Below are 20094 nucleotides of genomic sequence, written 5' to 3' on the forward strand. Positions count from 1 at the left end.
CGCCCCGGCCCGGAGTGACTGCCGCCCCCACCACGACTCACCGCACCACGACCTGAGGAGTTCGAATGGCCGACGCGAACAGCCGGGCGTTACGGAACAAGGTGGCGATCATCGGGATGGGCTGCCGCCTGCCCGGCGGTGCCTCGGACCACCGCACGTTCTGGCAGAACCTGGTGGAGGGCAAGGACTGCATCACCCCCACCCCGCCCGACCGGTACGACGTCCGCACCCTCGGCAGCCGGTTCCGCGACAAACCCGGGCGCCTCGTCGGCGGCCGCGGCGGATACATCGACGGCTTCGACGAGTTCGACCCCGCGTTCTTCGGCATCAGCCCCCGCGAGGCCGACCACATGGACCCGCAGCAGCGGAAGCTGCTCGAAGTGGCCTGGGAGGCGCTGGAGGACGGCGGCCAGCGCCCCGCCGACCTCGCCGGGAGCAACGTCGCCGTCTACGTCGGGGCGTTCACCCTCGACTACAAGATCCTGCAATTCGCCGACCTGGGCTTCACCTCGCTGGCCGCCCACACCGCGACCGGGACCATGATGACGATGGTCTCGAACCGCATCTCGTACTGCTTCGACTTCCGCGGCCCGAGCCTCTCCGTCGACACCGCGTGCAGTTCCTCCCTGGTCGCCGTCCACCTCGCGTGCCAGGCCCTGCACAACGGGGAGACCGACCTCGCGCTGGCCGGCGGCACCCTGCTGCACATGGCCCCGCAGTACACCGTCGCCGAGACGAAGGGCGGGTTCCTGTCGCCCGAGGGCCGCTCCCGTACGTTCGACGCCGCCGCCGACGGTTACGTACGGGCCGAGGGCGTCGGCCTCGTCGCGCTGAAGCGGCTGGACGACGCCGTACGGGACGGGGACCGGATCCACGCGGTGATCCTGGCCAGCGGCGTCAACCAGGACGGCCACACCAACGGCATCACCGTGCCCAACCCCGACGCCCAGGTCGACCTCATCCGCCGGGTCTGCGCCGAGGCGGGCATCACCCCGGGCGACCTCCAGTACATGGAGGCGCACGGCACCTCGACCCCGGTCGGCGACCCGATCGAGGCGAACGCCCTGGCCCGCGCGCTCGCCGTCGGACGGGCCCCGGGCGCCCGCGCCTACGTCGGCTCGGTCAAGACGAACATCGGCCACACCGAATCCGCCGCCGGGATCGCCGGGCTGATCAAGACCGTGCTGAGCATCGGGCACCGCACGATCCCGCCCCACATCAATCTGGAGAACCTCAACCCCGCGATCGACCCGGCGGCCCTGCCGTACGAGATCCCCGTCCGGCCCACCGCCTGGCCCGCCCACGAAGGGCCCGCCCGCGCCGGGGTGAACTCCTTCGGCTTCGGCGGCACCAACGCCCATGTCGTCCTTGAGGAGGCCCCGACGCCGATACCGCCGGACCCCGGGAACGCCGCCGCGTCCGCCGGGCGGCGCTGGAGCATCCTGCCGCTCAGCGCCCGCCGCCCGGACGCCCTCGCGGAGCTGGCGGCCGGGATGCGGGCCGAGCTGGCGGGCGACAACGGCCCGGCCGTGGCCCTCGACGACCTCGGCCACACCCTGGCCCACCGCCGCCAGCACCTGCCCGAACGGCTGGCCGTCGTCCACTCCTCCCGCGCCTCCCTCGACGAGGCCCTCGCCGCCCACGAGCGCGGCGAGCCGCACCCCCGGGTCGTCCACGGCCGGGCCCGGGACGCCGCCGACCGCAAACTGGTCTGGGTCTTCACCGGCATGGGCCCCCAGTGGTGGGGGATGGGCCGCCAACTCCTGGAAGAGGAACCGGTCTTCCGGGACGCCGTCACCGCGTGCGACCGTGCGCTGCGGGAGTTCGCCGACTGGTCCCTCATCGAGGAGCTGACCGCCGAGGAGTCCACTTCCCGGATGACCGAGACCTGGCTGGCCCAGCCCGCGAATTTCGCCGTACAGGTCGGCCTGGCCGCCCTGTGGCGGTCCCATGGAGTGCGCCCCGACGCCGTGGTCGGCCACAGCACCGGCGAGATCGCCGCCTTCCACGCGGCGGGCGTCTACTCCCTGCGGGACGCGGCCAGGATCGTCGTGCACCGCAGCCGCCTCCAGCAGACGCTGGCCGGCACGGGCACCATGCTCGCCGTCAGTCTCTCCGAGGACGAGGCCGGGCGCCGGGTGCGCCCCTACAGCGACCGGGTTTCCGTCGCCGCAGTCAACAGCCCCACCGCGATCACCCTGGCCGGGGACGAGGCGGCGTTGACCCTGCTGGCCGAGGAGCTGCGGGCCGAGCAGCAGTTCGCGAAGTTCCTCACCGTCGAAGTGCCCTACCACAGCGTCGGCATGGAACGTATCAAAGGCGAACTGCTAGAGGGACTAGCCCCGTTGGAGCCTCGCCCCGCCCAAGTGCCGCTGTATCTGACGGGCGTCGAAGGGACCGCCCGGGGCGAGGAACTCGACGCCGCCTACTGGTGGAAGAACGTCCGCGACCGGGTCCGCTTCCGGTCGGCCATCGACCGCATCGCCGACGACGGCCACCGCGTCTTCCTGGAGATCGGCCCGCACCCGGTCCTCGGCCACGCGATCCGCGAGTGCCTCGACGCGGGCGGCAGGTCCGCGCTCACCCTGCCCTCGATCCGCCGCCGGGAGGACGAGACCGAGCGCTTCGCCGTCTCCCTCGGTATGCTCCACACCCTCGGCGTCCCCATCGACTGGGACCTGCTCCAGCCCACCGGCAGGCCCGTCACCCTGCCCCGCCACCCCTTCCGGCGCGACCGCCACTGGACCGAGCCCCGCCCGGTCGCCCAAATCCGGCTGGGACACCGCGACCACCCGCTCCTCGGCCGCCGCACCGACGCCACCGAACCCACCTGGCAGTCATGCCTGGACACCGAGGCCCTGCCCTACCTCGCCGCCCACCGCATCCAGGACACCGTGGTCTTCCCCGCCGCCGGATACCTGGAGATGGCGGCCCAGGCCGCCCTGCGGCTCACCGGCTCCACTACCGCAGTCCTCGCCGACATCGACCTGCGCAAGGCGCTCTTCCTGCCCGACGGCGAGGACCGCACCGTGGAGGTGTCGCTCTCCCTGGAGAACGCAGCCTTCACCATCGCCTCCCCGACCGGGGAGGACGGCGAACGGGCCGTCCACGCGAGCGGAATCGTCCGTACCGGCCAGCGCCGCCGCACCACCGCGCCGCTCGACGCCTCCGCGATCCGGGCCAGATCCCGCCGCCACATCGAGGGGCCCGACTGCTACACCGCGCTGGCCGCCCTCGGCTACCACTACGGCCCCGCCTTCCAGGCCGTCCAGGAGGTCTGGATCGGCGCCGACGAGGTCCTCGCCCGGATCCGCCCGCCCGGGGTGATCGGCGACGACGCCGCCGGCCACCACCTCCACCCCGTCCTGCTCGACGCCTGCTTCCAGACGCTCCTGACCCCGCTGATCCCGGCAGCCCCCGAGGATTCCGCCCCGGCCACCGGGATCAGGCTGCCCCTCGCCCTGGACGAGGTCGCCCTCGAACCCATCGGCGACCAGCCGTTCTGGGCCCATGCCACCCTGCTGCCCGCCGACGCGGACACCACCCTCGGCAACATCGCCCTGTACGCCGACGACGGCACACCCCTGGGCCGTATCGAGGGCTTCCGCGCCGCCGACGTCGAGAAGGCCGCCACCGCCGTCGCCCGCACCACGATCGACTCCTGGCTCGCCGAACCCGTCTGGACCGACTGCCCGCCACTTCCGGCCGAGGACCCAGGGGCCCCACCGCAGGACGTGGACTGGCTGCTCCTCGCCGACACCGGTGGCCTCGCGGACGCCTTCGCCGCCCTGGCCGACGCCCGGGGCGAACGCTGCCGCCTGGTGCGCCGGGGCGCGGCCTACACAGCCACCGCCGACGGCCGCACCTACACCGTCGACCCCGCATCCGACGCCGACCTGCGACGCCTCTTCGCCGACCTCGACCGCGACGGCGGGCCTTTCCGGGGGACCATCCTGCACCTGTGGAACCTCGACGCCCCCACCCTCGCCGCCAGCGACCGGACCGCCCTCCGTGACCACACCGGCGCGGGCGCCTACTCCCTGATCGCGCTGGCCCGGCCGGTGTCCGCCCGGGGCGGGGGAGGCCGCCTGCACATCGTCACCCGGGGCGCCCAGCCCGCCCTGCCCGGCGAAGCACCCGAACCCCTCGGAGCACCCGCCTGGGGCATCGGCCGCGTCCTGCGCCACCAGGAACTGACCGAGCACCCCGGCAAACTCATCGACCTCGACCCCCGGCGACACCCCGGACCCGACGGTGACCGGGCCGAGGCCGCAGCACTCCTGGCCGAAGCGCTCAGCGACGACGAAGCGGAGATCGCGCTGCGCGACGGCAGGCGCCGCACCGCCCGCCTCCGCCCCGCCGGCGGCCTGACCCGTCCGCTGCCGCTGCGTCTGCGGGCCGACGGCAGCTATCTGGTCACCGGGGCGTTCGGCGCGCTCGGCCGGCTGCTGTGCCGCACGCTCGTACGCCGGGGAGCCCGCCGGATCGTCCTGGTCGGGCGCACCCCCGTACCGCCCCGGGAGAAGTGGGCCGGAACCGACCCCGCCACCGCCGAGGGCCGGGCCGTGGCCCTGCTGCGCGAGCTGGAGACGCTCGGCGCACAGCCGGTCCCGGCGACGTTCGACATCACCGACGAGGACGCCCTGACCGGCTGGCTCGACGCCCACCGGCGCAGCGGAGCGCCGCCCGTACGCGGGGTGTTCCATCTCGCCGGCCAGGTCCGCGACACGCTCGTCGCCGATCTCGACCGGCCCGCCTTCGACGCCGTCCACGACCCCAAGACCGTCGGGGCCCACCTCCTGCACCGGCATCTGCGGGACGAACCCCTCGAACACTTCGTCCTGTTCGCCTCGATCGCCTCCCTGCTGACCACGGCGGGCCAGACCAACTACGCCGCCGGGAACGCCTTCCTGGACGCCCTCGCCCACCACCGTCGCGCCCAGGGACTGCCCGCGCTCAGCCTGGACTGGGGCCCCTGGGCCACCGGCATGATCGAGGAACTCGGTCTGGCGGACCACTACTTGCACAGCCGGGGCATGAGCTCGCTCTCCCCGGAAGCGGGCATGGCGGTCCTGGAGCGCGTCATCGGCCAGGACCACGCCCAGCTCGTCGTCGCCACCGTCGTCGACTGGCCCGTCTTCCTCGCCTGGTACCCCTCCCCGCCACCGCTGGTCACCGACCTCGCGGCCGCCGCCGCCCCACCCGCGGACACCGCCTCCGGCAACGGGTTCCTGGACACGTTCCGTACCGCCGGGGAGGAAGCCCGACGCGCGCTGGTCACCGAGCGGTTCGCCGCCCTGGCCGCCACCGTGCTGCGCACCGGCCCCGACCGCATCGACCCCGCGACCGGCCTCGGTGAACTCGGCCTCGACTCGCTTCTCGCCATGGAGCTACGGGCCCGGATCCACGCCGAACTCGGCGTCGCCCTACCCGTGGTCGCCCTGCTCAGCGGCACCCCGGCCGGGGAACTCGCTGCCCAGCTCCATGACGGTCTCACCGCCCTGGCCTCCGAGGAAGACCCGGGACGGGCGGCGGGCGAGGTCCGACTCCACAGCGACGAGCGGCAGTACCCCCTGACCCAGAACCAGAAGGCGCTCTGGTTCCTCAAGCACCTCAACCCCGACGGGTACGCGTACAACATCGGCGGGGCCGTCGAGGTGAACGTCGCCCTCGAACCGGACCTGATGTTCGAGGCCGTCCGCCGGCTCATCGCCCGCCACCCCGCGCTGCGCACCAACTTCCATCTGGAGGACGGGCAGGCCGTGCAGCGGGTCTCCGAGGAGGCCAGGACCGACCTCGCCCTCTTCGACGTCCGGGGCGAGGACTGGGAGACCATCCACGCCACGATCGTCGACGAGTACCGCAAGCCCTACGACCTCGCCCACGACCCGCTGATCCGCTTCCGGCTCTTCAAACGAGGGCCGGACCGCTGGATCATCATGAAGGCCGTCCACCACATCGTCTCCGACGCCATCTCCACGTTCACCTTCATCGAGGAACTCCTCGCCGTCTACGAGGCGTTGCGCCGCAACCAGGAGCACCGGCTCCCGCCGGTCGAGGCCCGCTACCTCGACTTCCTCAACCACCAGAACACCTTCCTGGCCGGCCCCGAGGCCGCGGGCATGCTCGACTACTGGCGGTCCCATCTGCCGGCCGAGGTCCCGCTCCTCGACCTCCCCGTCGACAGACCACGCCCTGCCGTCCAGACCCACAACGGGGCATCCGAGTTCTTCGTCCTCGACGACGCGCTGAGCGCCCGCGTCCACGCCCTGGCCCGGACGCACGGTGTCACCCCGTTCATGGTGCTGCTCAGCGCCTACTACCTCCTGCTGCACCGCTACTCCGGGCAGGACCACATCGTCGTCGGCAGCCCGGTGACCGGCCGCACCCGGCAGGACTTCGCCTCCGTCTACGGCTACTTCGTCAACCCGCTGCCCTTGCACGCCGATCTGTCCGACGACCCGACCGTCGCCGAACTGCTGCAACAGGTCCGCCGGACCGTGCTCGGCGGGCTGGACAACCAGGAGTACCCCTTCGTCCTCCTCGTCGAGGAACTGGGCCTCCAGCACGACCCCAGCCGCTCCGCCGTCTTCCAGGCGATGTTCATCCTCCTCACCCACAAGGTGGCCACCGAGCAGTACGGATACCGCCTGGAGTACATCGAACTACCAGAAGAGGAAGGGCAGTTCGACATAACCCTGTCGGCCTACGAGGACGAGGCGGAGGGCCGGTTCCACTGCGTGTTCAAGTACAACACCGACCTCTTCCTCCCCGAGACCATGCGCCGCATGGCCGCCCACTACACCCGCCTCCTCGACCGGATGACCCGCGCACCGGGCGAACGGCCCGCCTCCCGGCTGGCGATGCTCGGCGACCGGGAGCGGGAGCGGCTCGTGGGGGAGTGGAGCCGCCCGTCCCTGCCGTCCACCGGCCACCGGGACGACGAGCCGTTCACCCCGGTCCACGCGCTGATCGCCCGCGCCGCCGCCGAACACCCCACGGCCGTCGCCGTCGCCACACCCTCCCCGCACGGCGAGGCACACCGGCTGACCTACGCGGAGCTGGAGCGGCAGGCCGGCGGCACCGCAGCCCGTCTGCGGACGCTCGGGATCGGCGAAGGCTCCGTGGTCGTGCTGTGCCTGGAGAAGTCGCCCGAGCTGATCGTCGCCCTGCTCGCCGTGCTCAAGGCCGGTGCCGCCTACCTCCCGCTCCGTCCCGACCAGCCCGCCGACCGGGTCGCCCATCTCGTATCGGCCACCGGAGCGCAGCTCGTCCTCGTCGCCGACGACGCCGGGCCCGGGGCGACAGGGGTGCCGACCGTCCCGACGCTCACCCTCGCCGCCCTCGCCCGCACCGAACCGCACCCGGAAGGACCGGCGGCCCAGGCCGCACCGGACTCGCCCGCGTACGTCATCACCACCTCCGGCTCCACCGGCCGGCCCAAGGCCGTCCGCGTCAGCCACCGCAACCTTGCCTCCGCCCACGCCGCATGGCGGCAGGCGTACCGGCTGGACACCGACGTGACGACGCACCTCCAGATGGCCGAACCCTCCTTCGACGTGTTCACCGGCGACCTGGTGCGTGCCCTGTGCTCGGGCGGCACACTGGTCCTGGCCGACCGCGATCTCCTCTTCGACACCACCCGCCTCTACCGCACGATGCGCCAGGAGCGGGTCGACTGCGCGGAGTTCGTTCCCGCCGTCGTACGCGGACTGATGGACCACTGCGCACGGGAAGGGCTGCGGCTGGACTTCCTGCGGCTCTTGGTCGTCGGTTCGGACGCCTGGAGTGTGGGGGAGTACCGCAGGCTGTCCGAGCTGTGCGGACCCGGCACCCGCCTCGTCAACTCCTACGGCCTCACCGAGGCCACCATCGACAGCGCGTACTTCGAAGGGCCCGTCGACGACCTGGAACCCGGCGTGATGGTCCCGATCGGCCGCCCCCTGCCCAACAGCGCCCTCCACATCCTCGATGCCCACGGCGAGCCGGTCCCGCCCGGAGTGCCCGGCGAACTCTGGATCGGCGGCGACGGCGTAGCCCTCGGCTACGCCGGGGACCCCGAGCAGACCGGCGAACGCTTCGTCACCCGTACGCTCTCCGGAGCCGCTGACGCCCGCTCCGAACGCCTCTACCGCACCGGCGACCTCGCCCGCTGGGACGCGCACGGCCGGGCCCATCTGCTCGGCCGGACCGACGGGCAGATCAAACTGCGCGGCCACCGCATCGAGATCGGCGAGATCGAGGCGCACCTCGCCCGGTGGCCCCCGCTCGCCCGGGCCGTCGTCGCCGTACGCACCGACGCCGGGGGAGACGCGGCCCTCTGCGCCTACTGCGTACCGGAGGCCGGCGCGGCCCTGGACGTCCGGGCCCTGCGCCGCCATCTGGCCCGCTCACTGCCCTCGTACATGATCCCGTCCCACTTCACGGAACTGTCCGCCCTGCCGCTCACCGCCAACGGCAAGGTCGACACCGCCGCCCTGCCCGCCCCACGGTCCGAGGCCGGCGACCGGCCGCACGAGGAGCCCGTGACGCTGTACGAGGTGAGCGTCGCCCGGCACTGGAAGACGCTCCTGGGGCGCGAACAGGTCGGCCTGGAGGACGACTTCTTCGAACTCGGCGGCAGCTCGATCAAGCTCATCGAGCTTCTCCACCATCTGCGCACCGAGTTCGGCGTCGGCGTCCCCGTCAGCAGGCTCTATCAGGTCACCACCCTCCACGGCATGGCCGCCACGGTGCAGGACGTCCTGCTCGGGGCGAGCGTCGAGGAACTGCCCAGCCTGACCTTCAACGCCGGACAGCACCCCGCCCTCTTCTGCTTCCCTCCCGCCGGCGGCCACGGACTCGTCTACCGGGGCCTGGCCGCTCACCTGCCCGACCACCGCGTCGTCGGCTTCAACTACCTCCCCGGCGACGACAAGGTCGCCCGGTACGCCGACCTGGTCGAGGCCGACCGGACCGACGGGCCCTACGTGCTGCTCGGCTACTCCCTCGGCGGAAACCTCGCCTTCGAGACGGCCAAGGAGCTGGAGCGGCGCGGCCGCCGCGTCGCCCACGTCGTCATCCTCGACTCCCGCCGCATCCTCACCGCCTACGAACCGGACGCCTCCGGCATCGCCGCCTTCGAAGCCGAACTCGCCGACCACGTACGCAAACACACCGGCTCCGACGCCGTCACCCACGAGACCCTCGCCCACGCCGCCGAGTACCTCGCGTTCTGCGGGCGCACCCCCAACACCGGCACGGTCGCCGCGACGGTCACCGTCATCACCGACGAGCAGAAGGCCGCCCTCTACGCCGCAGGCGAGCACGGCACCTGGCACGGCAGCTCCACCGGCGCCACCGCCGTCCTGCGCGGTTCCGGTGTCCACGCCGACCTGCTCGACGCCAAACACCTGCCCCGCAACGCCCAACTGGTGCGCTCGGCCATCGCCGGGGAGGCGTCCCATGACGGATGACGACACGGCGCGAGCCACCGGACCCGGCCCGGCCGATTCCTCCGACTGGACGACCAGGGAACGCACCCCCGGCACCCCGCCCCGCGTCATCGTCATCGGCGCGGGCGTGGCCGGCCTCTCCACCGGCTGCTACGCGCAGATGAGCGGCGCCAGGACCCGCGTCTTCGAGAAGCACGTACTGCCCGGCGGCTGCTGCACCGCCTGGTCGCGCGACGGCTACCTCTTCGACTACTGCATCGAATGGCTCATCGGCACCGCCCCCGGCAACGACGCCCACCAGGTGTGGGCCGAACTCGGAGCGCTGGACGGCAAGTCCGTCACCAACTTCGAGCTGTTCAACAAGGTCGAGGACGAACACGGCCGGTCGGTCACGTTCTACAACGACCCCGACCGCCTGGAGGCCCACCTCCTGGACCTTTCGCCTGCCGACGCCCCGCTCATCCGGGCCTTCACCCGGGATCTGCGGCGGTTCATCGACATCGAGCTGTACCCGTTCCTGACCGCGCCGGCCCTGCGGACCGTACGGGAACGGGCCGAGACCCTGCGCACGGTGCTCCCCGCCTTCCGGCTGTTCTGGCGGACCGCGGCGACCCCGATGCACGTGTTCGCCGACCGGTTCCAGGACCCGCTGCTCCGCAAGGCGTTCCGCAACATCTTCTTCCAGGACCCGGGAGGCTTCCCGCTGCTGCCGTACCTCTTCAACCTGGCCGCCGCCCACCACGGCAACGCCGGGTTCCCCCAAGGGGGTTCGCTCGGCCTCGCCCGGTCGATCGAGGAGCGCTACCGGAGTCTGGGCGGCACGATCACCTACCGGGCCCGCACCGAACGGATCCTGGTCGAGAACGACCGGGCGATCGGCATCGAACTACGTGGTGGAAGGCGGTACTTCGCGGAACACGTGGTGTCCGCCTGCGACGGGCACACCACCGTCTACGGACTGCTGGGCGGCCGGTACACCGGCCCGCGCATCGACAGGCTCTACACCGATCTCCTCCACCGGCCCGGCACCCTCTTTCCCGCTGTCGTCTCCGCCTTCGTCGGCCTGCGCGGCGACCTGGACCCCGGCGAGGCGCACAGCACCACCCACCTCCTCGGCCCGGACGACGCGGCCCACCTCCCCGGCGCACTGCAGGACAGCCTCGTCGTCCAGGCCCGCTCCCGCTACTCGGGAGGCTTCGCCCCACCGGGCTGCTCCGTCCTGCACTGCACGTACTTCAGCGACTACGCCCACTGGAAGGATCTGCGCACCAGGGACCGCAAGGAATACCGCCGCCGCAAGCGCGAAGTCGCCGACTTCGTCCGGGACTTCCTGGAGCGCCGCACCCCCGGCCTCGCCGACCGCATCGAGATGGTGGAGGTCGCGACCCCCGCCACGAACCACCGCTACACGGGCAACTTGGGCGGCTCCATCCTCGCCTGGAAGGCCTTCTCCGACGCCGATGACGTCGCCGCGCGCCTGGTCGGCAAGGACCGAATGCGGCTGCCCGGACTGAGCGGCTTCTCCATGGCCGGCCAGTGGGTCGGCATGGGCGGTCTGATCCGTGCCGCCTCCACCGGCCGCTTCGCCGTCCAGTACCTCTGCCGCGAACTGGGCCTGGAATTCCGGGCCTGGGAGAGCAAGGGCGACGAGCCGTGGCACCCCGGGAAGCTGGGGCACCTGCCGCAGCTCGACCGGTGGTCGGCGCGGGAGAGCGAGGGGTCATGAGCGACGACAGGAACCGGCCCCGTCGTGACGGCGGCGCGCGCGGCCCCCGGGAGACGATGATCATCATCGGGGCCGGGCTCGGCGGCCTCTCCACCGGCTGCTACGCCCGGATGAACGGCTACCGCACTCGGATTCTGGAGATGCACGAGATTCCCGGCGGCTGCTGCACCGCCTGGGAGCGTGGCGGCTTCACCCTGGACGCCTGCGTCAGCTGGCTCCTCGGCAGCGGCCCCGGTAACGAGATGCACCGGATCTGGCTGGAGCTCGGCGCCCTCCAGGGCAAGGAGATCCGCCACTTCGACGTCTTCAACATCGTGCGCGGCACCGACGGCCGGGCCGTCCACTTCTACTCCGACCCCGACCGTCTCGAAGCCCACCTCATCGGCATCTCACCGGCCGACGCCCGCCTCGTACGGAAGTTCTGCGGGCAACTGCGCAGCTTCCGCAAGGCGTTGGCCGTCTACCCCTTCCTGAAACCCGTCGGCCTGATGGGGCGCCGGGAGCGGTGGCGGATGCTCGCCTCGTTCCTCCCGTACTTCAACGCCGTACGGACCACGATCACCGTCCTGATGACCGAATTCTCGGCCCGCTTCAAGGACCCTCTCCTGCGGGAGGCCTTCAACTTCATCCTGTACGAGAAGCACCCGGCCTTCCCCGTCCTTCCGTTCCACTTCCAGCTCGCCTCGCACGCCAACCTCTCCGCAGGCGTGCCCGAGGGCGGCTCGCTCGGTCTCGCCGAGTCGATCGAGGCCCGCTACCGGCGGCTCGGCGGGGAGATCTCGTACAACACGAAGGTCGAGTCGGTGATCGTCGAGGACGACCGGGCGGTCGGCGTCCGGCTCAGTGACGGCGGCGAACTCCGCGCCGACATCGTCGTCTCGGCCTGCGACGGCTACACCACCACGATGAAGTTCCTGAAGGGCGCCTACCTGGGCGAGGGCTACCGGAAGCTCTACACCGAGACCATCCACGAGCCCGGCATGGTCTTCCCCGGCTACTTCACCCTCTTCCTCGGCCTCTCCCGCCCCTTCCCCGAGGGCGACCCCTGCACGACGCACCTGATCGACGAGGCCCTGGCGGCCGAGCTGACCGGGATCCGGCATCCCAGCATCAACGTCCAGTTCCGCAGCCGCCATTACCCCGAGCTGTCCCCGGACGGCACCACCGTCGTCTACGCCACCTACTTCTGCGACATCGCCCCCTGGCGCGCTCTGGACGAGGGCCCCGAACAGGTCACCCGTACCCGCGGCGGCCAGGAGCTGCACACGCTGCCCGTACGCCACGGGCGCGGCTACTACGCGGCGAAGCGGCGGGCCCGCGAGGCGCTCGTCGGCTTCCTGGAACAGCGCCACCCCGGCCTGCGGGACGCGATCGTCGTCCGGGACGTCTCCAGCCCCCTCACCCAGGTCCGCTACACCGGCAACCACGACGGGACGGTTCTCGGCTGGCAGCCCTTCGTGGAGAGCGGCGAGAAGCTCGAAGAGCTGGTCAAGAAGCACGGACCCGGCCTCCCCGGGCTGCGCGACTTCTACCAGTCCGGCGTCTGGGCCACCACCGGCGGCCTCATCCGGGCCGCCGCCGCCGGACGCCACGTCATGCAGTTCGTCTGCCGCGACGACGGCAAGCCCTTCACCGCATCGATCGACGACACCGCACCCCCACCGACCCACCGGGTCATCCCCGTGCCCGTCCGCCCCACCGCACCGACGGAGAGGAAGCCATGAAGATCGCGAAATGGGTGGTGCGCGAGCACATGGAGGGCGTACCCGACGTGGACCGCGTCTACGAGAAGGTCGTCGAGCACGTCGACGTCACGCTGGCCCCCGACGAGATGCTGCTGCGCACCCTGTACGTCTCCGTCGACCCCTACCTCCAGGGCATCGCCCTCGACACGCCCATCGGCCGGCACATGGGGGCCGACTCGATCATGGAGGTGGTGAAGGCCGGACCGCGCGCCGCCCACCGCGTCGGCGACGTCGTGCAGGGCTTCGGCGGCTGGCGTACGCATGTGATCTCGACCGGTGTCCCCGAACTCTGGCAGACCGGCACGTTCCCGATGGTCTTCCCGGCGTACCGCAGGCTCGACCCCCGGTGGTACGACGACGCCCTGCCGCTGTCGACCGCCCTCAGCGTGATGGGCGGCCCGGGGATGACCGCATGGGGGACCCTCTCCAAATACATGACGATCAGCCCCGGCGAGACGCTCGTCGTCAGCGGGGCCTCGGGTGCGGTGGGCGCCCTCGTCGGCCAGCTCGCGGCGCTCGCCGGAGCCCGGGTCGTCGGCACCACCTCGTCCCCGGAGAAGGCGGACTACCTCACCGGGCTCGGGTTCGACGCGGTGGTCGTCTACCGCCACGGGGACGGCGCGGACACCGTGCGCGAGGCGCTGGCCCGGGCGGCCCCCGACGGCGTCGACCGGTACTTCGACAACCTCGGCGGCACGATCACCGACGCGGTGTTCTCCCTGCTCAACATCGGCAGCCAGGTGGCGGTGTGCTGGCAGTGGGCGACCCAGGTCGGCAACGAGGACACCGGCCCCCGGCTCCTGCCCTACCTGATGTTCCCGCGCGCCACGGTCCGCGGCATCTTCTCCCTGGAATGGTTCACCGAACGCAACTGGCAGGACCTCCACACCGAACTGGGCGGCCGGGTCCGCCGCGGCGAGGTCGTCTGCGACCACACCCTGCACCACGGATTCGACGCCATCCCCGCCGCCTACGGCAGCCTGTACAGCGACCGGTCGGCCAACCGCGGCAAGGTGCTCGTCGAACTCTGAGCCCGGCGCCCCTCGTCCCTGCCGTCGCTGCAACGCCCCGTCCCAGGAGGCACGTTGACCACCATCGACCCCACGGAGCCGATGCACCGCCTGCGCTTCGAGGAACCCGGGAAGCCCTGTCGCACGGAGCTTCCGGGCGGCACGCCCGCCTGGCTGGTCAGCCGGTACGCCGACGTCCGCCAGGTGCTCTCCGACCCGCGCTTCGGCCGGGCCCGGCTGTACGCCCCCGACGCCCCGGCCCTCTCCGGAGTACCGGACCTCGTGAACGACCCCGACCTGATGTTCAACCAGGACGGCCCGGATCATCTGCGCCTGCGCCGCACGCTGCGGCGTGCCTTCACCCCCAGGGCCGTCGCCCGCTGGCGGCCGTGGATCGCCTCGATCGTCGAGGAACTCCTCGACCGGATGGAAACACGACGGCAACCGGCGGACGCGGTGGCGGAGTTCGCGTTCCCTCTCCCGGTGGCCGTGATCAGCCGGCTGATGGGACTGGACGAGTCCACGTGGGGCCGGCTGCGGCACTGGAGCGAACACGCCTTCTCCGACGGCACCCACGAGGGCGAACAAGTGGCCTCGGTCCTCAACGAGTTCAGCGCGTTCGGCGCTGACCTCCTCGCGGAGCGGCGCCGGGCTCCGCAGGATGACCTGGTCAGCAGTCTCGTCGCGGCGGCCGACGAGGAAGGGGGCGTTCCCGAGGCGCAGTTGGTCAGCCTGGTGTGCGGGCTGGTCGTCGGCGGCCACGACAGCACGATGACCATGCTCAGCAACGCGCTGCTCTACCTCCTGGGCGAACGCCGCGAGACCTGGCCCCGTCTCGGGGCCGACGAGGAGGCCGCGGAACGCGTCGCGGACCGGCTCCTCCACCTCGTACCGCTGGGCGACGACCGGGGCAGTACCCGGCACGCCGCCACGGACGTCGAGGTCGGTGGGGTGACGATCCCGGCAGGGGCGATCGTGCTCGCCGACTGCGGCATGGCCAACCGCGACCCCGAGGTCTTCCCGCCCGCCACGCTCCACGACCTGTTCGCCCCGCTGGAGGCCCCCACGCTCTCCTTCGGCGCCGGCCCCCACTACTGCCTCGGCGCCTGGCTGGCCCGTACGGAACTCCAGCTCGCCCTGCACCGCCTGGCCGCCCGCTTCCCGGATCTGCGCCTGGCCGATCCGGCGGACCCGATCGCGTGGCGCACCGGCACGACCTCGCGCAGCCCCCGCTCCCTGGACGTCAGGTGGTAGGTCTGCGGGAGGCGGGGGTGCCGCGAGCGTCGCCGGCACGGGCCCGGACGTCACCAGTCGTGCACGGTCCCGTCATGGAGCCGGTTGACCGGCAGATACGCGGCCGCGTACGGGTGGGCGGCGGCCAGCTCCTCGTCCAGTTCCACCCCGATGCCGGGCGCCTCGCCCGGGTGCAGGTGGCCCTCGGAGAAGGTGTAGGCGTGCCGGAACACCTCGTTGGTGAGCGGGGTGTGGCCGGAGTACTCCTGGATGCCGAAGTTGTGCACGGCCAGGTCGAGGTGGACGGCTGCGGCCATCCCGACCGGGGAGATGTCCTCGGGGCCGTGGATCGCGCTCTGGATCTGGTACTGGGCGGCGAAGTCGAAGAGCTTGCGCAGCGGGGTGACCCCGCCGAAGTGGGTCACGGCTGAGCGCACGTAGTCGATCAACTGCTCGGTGATCAGGGCCTGGTAGTCGTGCACCGTGTTGAAGACCTCGCCCACGGCCAGCGGCGTGGTCGTGGACCGGCGGACCAGGCGCAGCGCCTCCTGGTTCTCGGCCGGGGTGCAGTCCTCCAGCCAGAACGGCCGGTAGGGCTCCAGGTCCTTGCCGAGCCGGGCGGCCTGGACCGGGGTGAGCCGGTGGTGGGAGTCGTGCAGCAGCGGCAGATCGGCCCCGAACTCCGCGCGTACCGCCTCGAACACGGTCGGCACATGGCGCAGATACGCCGCCGTGTCCCAGTCCTCCACCAGGGGGCGGGCCTGCTGGTGGAGGACCGGCGCACCGGTGTCGTCGGTGTCGGACACCCCGTACACCGCCTTGAGTCCGGGGACGCCGGACTGGATGCGCACGGCCGGATAGCCCTCGGCGATCCGGGTCCGTACGGAGTCGAGCAGCTCGGGTATGTCCCGCCCGTTGGCGTGACCGTACGTCCCGACCCGGTCCCGGCTCGCGCCGCCCAGCAGTTGGTACAGCGGCAGCCCGGCGGCCTTCGCCTTGATGTCCCACAGCGCCACGTCGACGGCGGCGATGGCGGCCATCGTCACCGGTCCGCGCCGCCAGTACGCGCCCCGGTACAGCGCCTGCCAGGTGTCCTCGATGCGATGCGGGTCGAGCCCGATGAGCAGGGGGGCGACATGATCGGTGAGATAGCTGACGACGGCCAGCTCCCGCCCGTTGAGGGTCGCGTCGCCGAGGCCGGTGAGCCCTTCGTCGGCCGTCAGCTTCAGGGTGACGAAGTTGCGGCCGGGGCTGGTGACGACGACCTTCGCGTCGACGATCTTCATACGTGGGTGCTCTTTCCGCAGGTGCTTCGTGTGGTGTCGCGGGCCGGAGGCGTCGGCCCCGGCCCGCGATCGCCGTGAAGGGTGTCAGCAGCTCAGGTTGGGACCGGGTGTGGTGCCCAGGATCTGGGTGAACTGCTGGAACTTGTTGATGCGGCTCTGCACCTGGGCGGGGTTGCCGCCGTTGCATTCGATGCTGCCGTTGATGGCGCGGATCGTGTGACCGAAGCCCTGGTTGTTGACGATCGCGTTGTGCGCGGTCATCCACCCGGGGCCGTTCTGGGTGTTCCAGTACCAGAGGGCGGTCTTCCACGAGACGGACGCGTTGTTCTGGACGAGCCAGGGGTTGTTCAGCAGGTCGATGCCGAGTGCGTCGCCCGCCGCCTTGTAGTTGAAGTTCCAGGAGAGCTGGATGGGTCCCTTGCCGTAGTACGCGGCCTGTCCGGCCGGGCAGCCGTAGGGCCGGCTCCAGTCGCAGTAGTGCGGATAGTTGGCGGTGTTCTGCTCCACGATGTGGACGAGGCCGCCGGTCTCGTGGCTGACGTTGGCCAGGAAGGCCGCCGCCTCGCGGCGCTTGACCTCGGTGCTGCCCGTGTTGGCGAACGCCGGGTAGGCGCTCAGCGCGGAGACGAGTCCGCTGTAGGTGTAGAAGGAGTTCCTGTTCGGGAACATCTGGTCGAACTGCGCCTGGCTGACCGGGAAGCCGGTGGTGGGCGGGTTGCCGCCGCCGCAGGTGTAGGGGTCCCAGTACCACGTGCTGATGGTCGGATCGTAGGCCGGGTTGTCGTGCTCGGCGATGTAGTAGGCGCCGTTGAAACGGACGACGGTCCCCGCCGTGTACCAGGAACCCGCCTGCCAGTTGGGTGCCGTGTCGCACAGATTGGCGGCTTTGAGCGGGGCCGCCGAGGCGGCCGGGGCGAACGCCGCCGCGAGCCCGGTCACCAGCAGCAGGGTCATGAGCGTTCTCGCGATGCGATGTCTGAGCACTCGATCACTCCTCTATGCACGACGGCCGCCCGGACCGGGGTGCGCGGCGTCCGGTCACGACCGTGATGGGGGTGTGAGCACACTCAAGCGCCTTGACATGATCCAGTCAAGGTATAGACCAATGGTCGAGTGGGGGAATGCTGTGGACGTCGGCGTCGGGTCGTCCGGCCCGTGAACGGCGCGTCCGGCCCTCCGTGCGGTCAGTCGGCGACGGCGGGTTCGGGGGCCTCGGCCGGTGCGTCGCGGACGCCGAGCCGCAAGTGCTCGACGTGGTACAGGGCTTGGTCGAGGAGTTCGGCGACGTGGTTGTCGTAGAGCGCGTAGATGATCGACCGCCCGTGACGCTCGCCGGTGACCAGGCCCAGGTTGCGCAGGAGCCGCAACTGGTGCGAGCAGGCGGAGGGTTCCATGCCGACCGCCTCGGCGAGGTCGCCGACGGAGCAGGGGCCTTCCTGGAGGCGGGCCAGGATGTGCAGCCTCGAAGGGGTGGCCAGCGCCTGGAGGGTGGCGGCCACATCGGCGGTGCCGACCGCGTCGAGGCGTTCGCGGGTGGTGGCACTGCTGGTGGTCTCGCTTCCGTGGCCCATGGGTCCATCTTACTGACGAGACATGAAGACCTGTTCATATGTTCTTGTATGGTGGAGGTGTTGCCCCGCCTCCGTCCGTGAAGGGTCTCTTCGTCATGCCTCCTGCCCTGGACCAGCGGTCCGCGCCGCCTGCCGACGGGCCGCGCCCGGCCCCGCCCCGGCGCCGTACCCGCGTCCTGGCGCTTCCCGAGGCCCGCTGGGCGCTCGCGGCCCTGGTGCTGTTCGTCCTCGCCCTGCCGGTCCACCTGCTGGGCGGTCCGGCCTGGCTGTGGGGGCCGCTGTTCGCCGCGACGTACGTCACCGGCGGATGGGAGCCGGGGTGGGAGGGGATGAAGGCGCTCAGGGGCCGGACACTGGACGTGGACCTGCTGATGGTCGTGGCGGCGCTCGGCGCCGCCGCGATCGGGCAGGTCCTGGACGGGGCGCTGCTGATCGTCATCTTCGCCACCTCCGGCGCCCTGGAGGCCGTCGCCACCGCCCGGACCGCGGACTCGGTGCGCGGCCTGCTCGACCTCGCCCCCACCACGGCCACCCGCCTCCTGGCCGACGGCACGGAGGAGAGCGTCGACACCGGGCGTCTCGCGGTCGGTGACACGATCCTGGTGCGCCCCGGGGAGCGGGTCGGCGCCGACGGGCGGGTTCTGGCCGGGGCGAGCGACGTCGACCAGGCCACCATCACCGGCGAACCCCTGCCGGTGGCCAAGCAGGCGGGCGACGAGGTGTTCGCCGGTACGGTCAACGGCACCGGCTCCCTGCGGGTACGCGTGGAGCGGGACCCGGCCGACTCGGTGATCGCCCGGATCGTGAGGATGGTCGAGGAGGCCTCCGAGACCAAGGCGCCGACCCAGCTGTTCATCGAGAAGATCGAGCAGCGGTACTCGATCGGCATGGTCATCGCGACCCTGGCCGTCTTCGGCGTCCCGCTCGTCTTCGGCGACACCCTTCAGTCGGCGCTGCTGCGCGCGATGACGTTCATGATCGTCGCCTCACCCTGCGCCGTGGTGCTCTCCACCATGCCGCCGCTCCTGTCCGCCATCGCCAACGCGGGCCGCCACGGCGTCCTCGCGAAGTCCGCCGTCGTCATGGAGCGCCTCGGCCAGATCGACACCGTCGCCCTGGACAAGACGGGAACGCTCACCGAGGGCACTCCGCGCGTCACCGACATCACCCCGCTGCCCGGCGGTGCTCCGGACGAGAACGCTCTCCTCCGACTGGCGGCCTCCGCCGAGCACGCCAGCGAACACCCGCTGGCCCGCGCGATCGTGCGGGCCGCCCGCGAGCGGGGGCTCCCCCTGGCCGAGGCGACCGGATTCACCTCGGCCCCGGGCGCCGGTGTCACCGCCACCGTCGACGGCCGCACCATCCGGGTCGGCTCCCCGGCCCACCTCGCCCCCGTCGGCGGCGACGGCCTCGACCGCGTGGTCCGGCCGCTGGAGGACAAGGGCCGTACCGCGGTCCTCGTCCTGCGCGACGACGTACCGGTCGGCCTTCTGGCCATCGCGGACCGGCTCCGCACGGACGCGAAGGCGACGGTCGCCGCGCTCACCGAACTGACCGGCCGCCCACCGACCCTCCTGACCGGCGACAACGAGCGCGCCGCCCGTCACCTCGCCGCCGAGGTCGGCATCACCGACGTACGGGCCGGGCTGCTCCCGCAGGACAAGGTCGCCGCCGTACGGGAGTGGGAGGCGGAGGGCCGCCGGGTCCTGGTCGTCGGCGACGGCGTCAACGACGCCCCCGCGCTGGCCGCCGCGCACACCGGGATCGCGATGGGCGAGGCCGGATCCGACCTCGCGCTGGAGACCGCCGACGCCGTCGTCGTCCGCGACGAACTCGCCACCGTCCCCGCCGTCGTCGCCCTCTCCCGCACCGCCCGCCGCCTCGTCGTCCAGAACCTCACCATCGCCGGGGTGTTCATCACCGGCCTGGTCGCCTGGGACCTCATCGGCACGCTCCCGCTGCCGCTCGGCGTCGCCGGCCACGAGGGCTCCACCGTCATCGTCGGCCTCAACGGGCTGCGGCTGCTCCGCGAGCACGCCTGGACCGGCTCCGCGGTGAAGGACATCGCGTGAGCCGAGCGGAAGTCCTT

Annotated in this window: 9 protein-coding genes; 6 read left to right on the forward strand and 3 right to left on the reverse strand. The window is 71.8% G+C overall.

Annotated elements, in window-relative coordinates; genetic code table 11:
- Window positions 1-65: 65 nt before the first annotated feature.
- The 5 genes from D3105_RS00005 to D3105_RS00025 are packed head-to-tail and all read left to right on the forward strand — an operon-like array spanning window position 66 to window position 15169.
- Window positions 66-9455 (forward strand): non-ribosomal peptide synthetase/type I polyketide synthase, encoded by a 9390-nt coding sequence (locus D3105_RS00005; RefSeq protein WP_118898957.1) that lies wholly within the window; start codon window positions 66-68, stop codon window positions 9453-9455.
- Window positions 9445-11160: a phytoene desaturase family protein gene (locus D3105_RS00010; RefSeq protein ID WP_118898958.1), complete on the forward strand. Its 1716-nt coding sequence runs from the start codon at window positions 9445-9447 to the stop codon at window positions 11158-11160. Before D3105_RS00005 ends, D3105_RS00010 begins: the two co-directional genes overlap by 11 nt.
- Window positions 11157-12884: a phytoene desaturase family protein gene (locus D3105_RS00015; RefSeq protein WP_118898959.1), complete on the forward strand. Its 1728-nt coding sequence runs from the start codon at window positions 11157-11159 to the stop codon at window positions 12882-12884. The genes D3105_RS00010 and D3105_RS00015 overlap by 4 nt, the downstream gene beginning before the upstream one ends.
- Window positions 12881-13936 (forward strand): MDR family NADP-dependent oxidoreductase, encoded by a 1056-nt coding sequence (locus D3105_RS00020; protein WP_118898960.1) that lies wholly within the window; start codon window positions 12881-12883, stop codon window positions 13934-13936. The genes D3105_RS00015 and D3105_RS00020 overlap by 4 nt, the downstream gene beginning before the upstream one ends.
- Before the next feature lie 54 nt (window positions 13937-13990).
- Complete coding sequence (locus D3105_RS00025; protein WP_206272594.1) at window positions 13991-15169, forward strand: cytochrome P450; 1179 nt, start codon at window positions 13991-13993, stop codon at window positions 15167-15169.
- 50 nt (window positions 15170-15219) lie between these two features.
- On the opposite strand, the gene manD is transcribed toward D3105_RS00025, so the two are convergent.
- The 3 genes from manD to D3105_RS00040 all read right to left on the reverse strand — a co-directional run bounded on the left by manD (window position 15220) and on the right by D3105_RS00040 (window position 18005).
- Window positions 15220-16434 carry a D-mannonate dehydratase ManD gene (gene manD / locus D3105_RS00030; RefSeq protein ID WP_118898961.1) on the reverse strand — a complete coding sequence of 405 codons (1215 nt, stop codon included), beginning with the start codon at window positions 16432-16434 and terminating at the stop codon, window positions 15220-15222.
- An 84-nt stretch (window positions 16435-16518) separates the two neighbouring features.
- Window positions 16519-17388, reverse strand: coding sequence for a glycoside hydrolase family 19 protein (locus D3105_RS00035; RefSeq protein WP_118898962.1), 870 nt, complete (start codon window positions 17386-17388; stop codon window positions 16519-16521).
- A gap of 230 nt (window positions 17389-17618) precedes the next feature.
- On the reverse strand, window positions 17619-18005 hold the full coding sequence (locus D3105_RS00040; protein ID WP_118898963.1) for an ArsR/SmtB family transcription factor: 387 nt from the start codon (window positions 18003-18005) through the stop codon (window positions 17619-17621).
- 95 nt (window positions 18006-18100) lie between these two features.
- Between D3105_RS00040 and D3105_RS00045 the strand changes: the two genes are divergently transcribed.
- On the forward strand, window positions 18101-20077 hold the full coding sequence (locus tag D3105_RS00045; RefSeq protein WP_118899029.1) for a heavy metal translocating P-type ATPase: 1977 nt from the start codon (window positions 18101-18103) through the stop codon (window positions 20075-20077).
- Window positions 20078-20094 lie beyond the last annotated feature (17 nt).

Origin of the sequence: Streptomyces globisporus (genome assembly GCF_003501885.1) — a bacterium.
Lineage (GTDB): Bacteria > Actinomycetota > Actinomycetes > Streptomycetales > Streptomycetaceae > Streptomyces > Streptomyces globisporus_D.

Coding starts and splice junctions, on each gene's coding strand:
- D3105_RS00005 (WP_118898957.1), top strand. CDS start 66: ATGGCCGACGCGAACAGCCGGGCGTTACGGAACAAGGTGGCGATCATC.
- D3105_RS00010 (WP_118898958.1), top strand. CDS start 9,445: ATGACGGATGACGACACGGCGCGAGCCACCGGACCCGGCCCGGCCGAT.
- D3105_RS00015 (WP_118898959.1), top strand. CDS start 11,157: ATGAGCGACGACAGGAACCGGCCCCGTCGTGACGGCGGCGCGCGCGGC.
- D3105_RS00020 (WP_118898960.1), top strand. CDS start 12,881: ATGAAGATCGCGAAATGGGTGGTGCGCGAGCACATGGAGGGCGTACCC.
- manD (WP_118898961.1), bottom strand. CDS start 16,434: ATGAAGATCGTCGACGCGAAGGTCGTCGTCACCAGCCCCGGCCGCAAC.
- D3105_RS00035 (WP_118898962.1), bottom strand. CDS start 17,388: ATGACCCTGCTGCTGGTGACCGGGCTCGCGGCGGCGTTCGCCCCGGCC.
- D3105_RS00040 (WP_118898963.1), bottom strand. CDS start 18,005: ATGGGCCACGGAAGCGAGACCACCAGCAGTGCCACCACCCGCGAACGC.
- D3105_RS00045 (WP_118899029.1), top strand. CDS start 18,101: ATGCCTCCTGCCCTGGACCAGCGGTCCGCGCCGCCTGCCGACGGGCCG.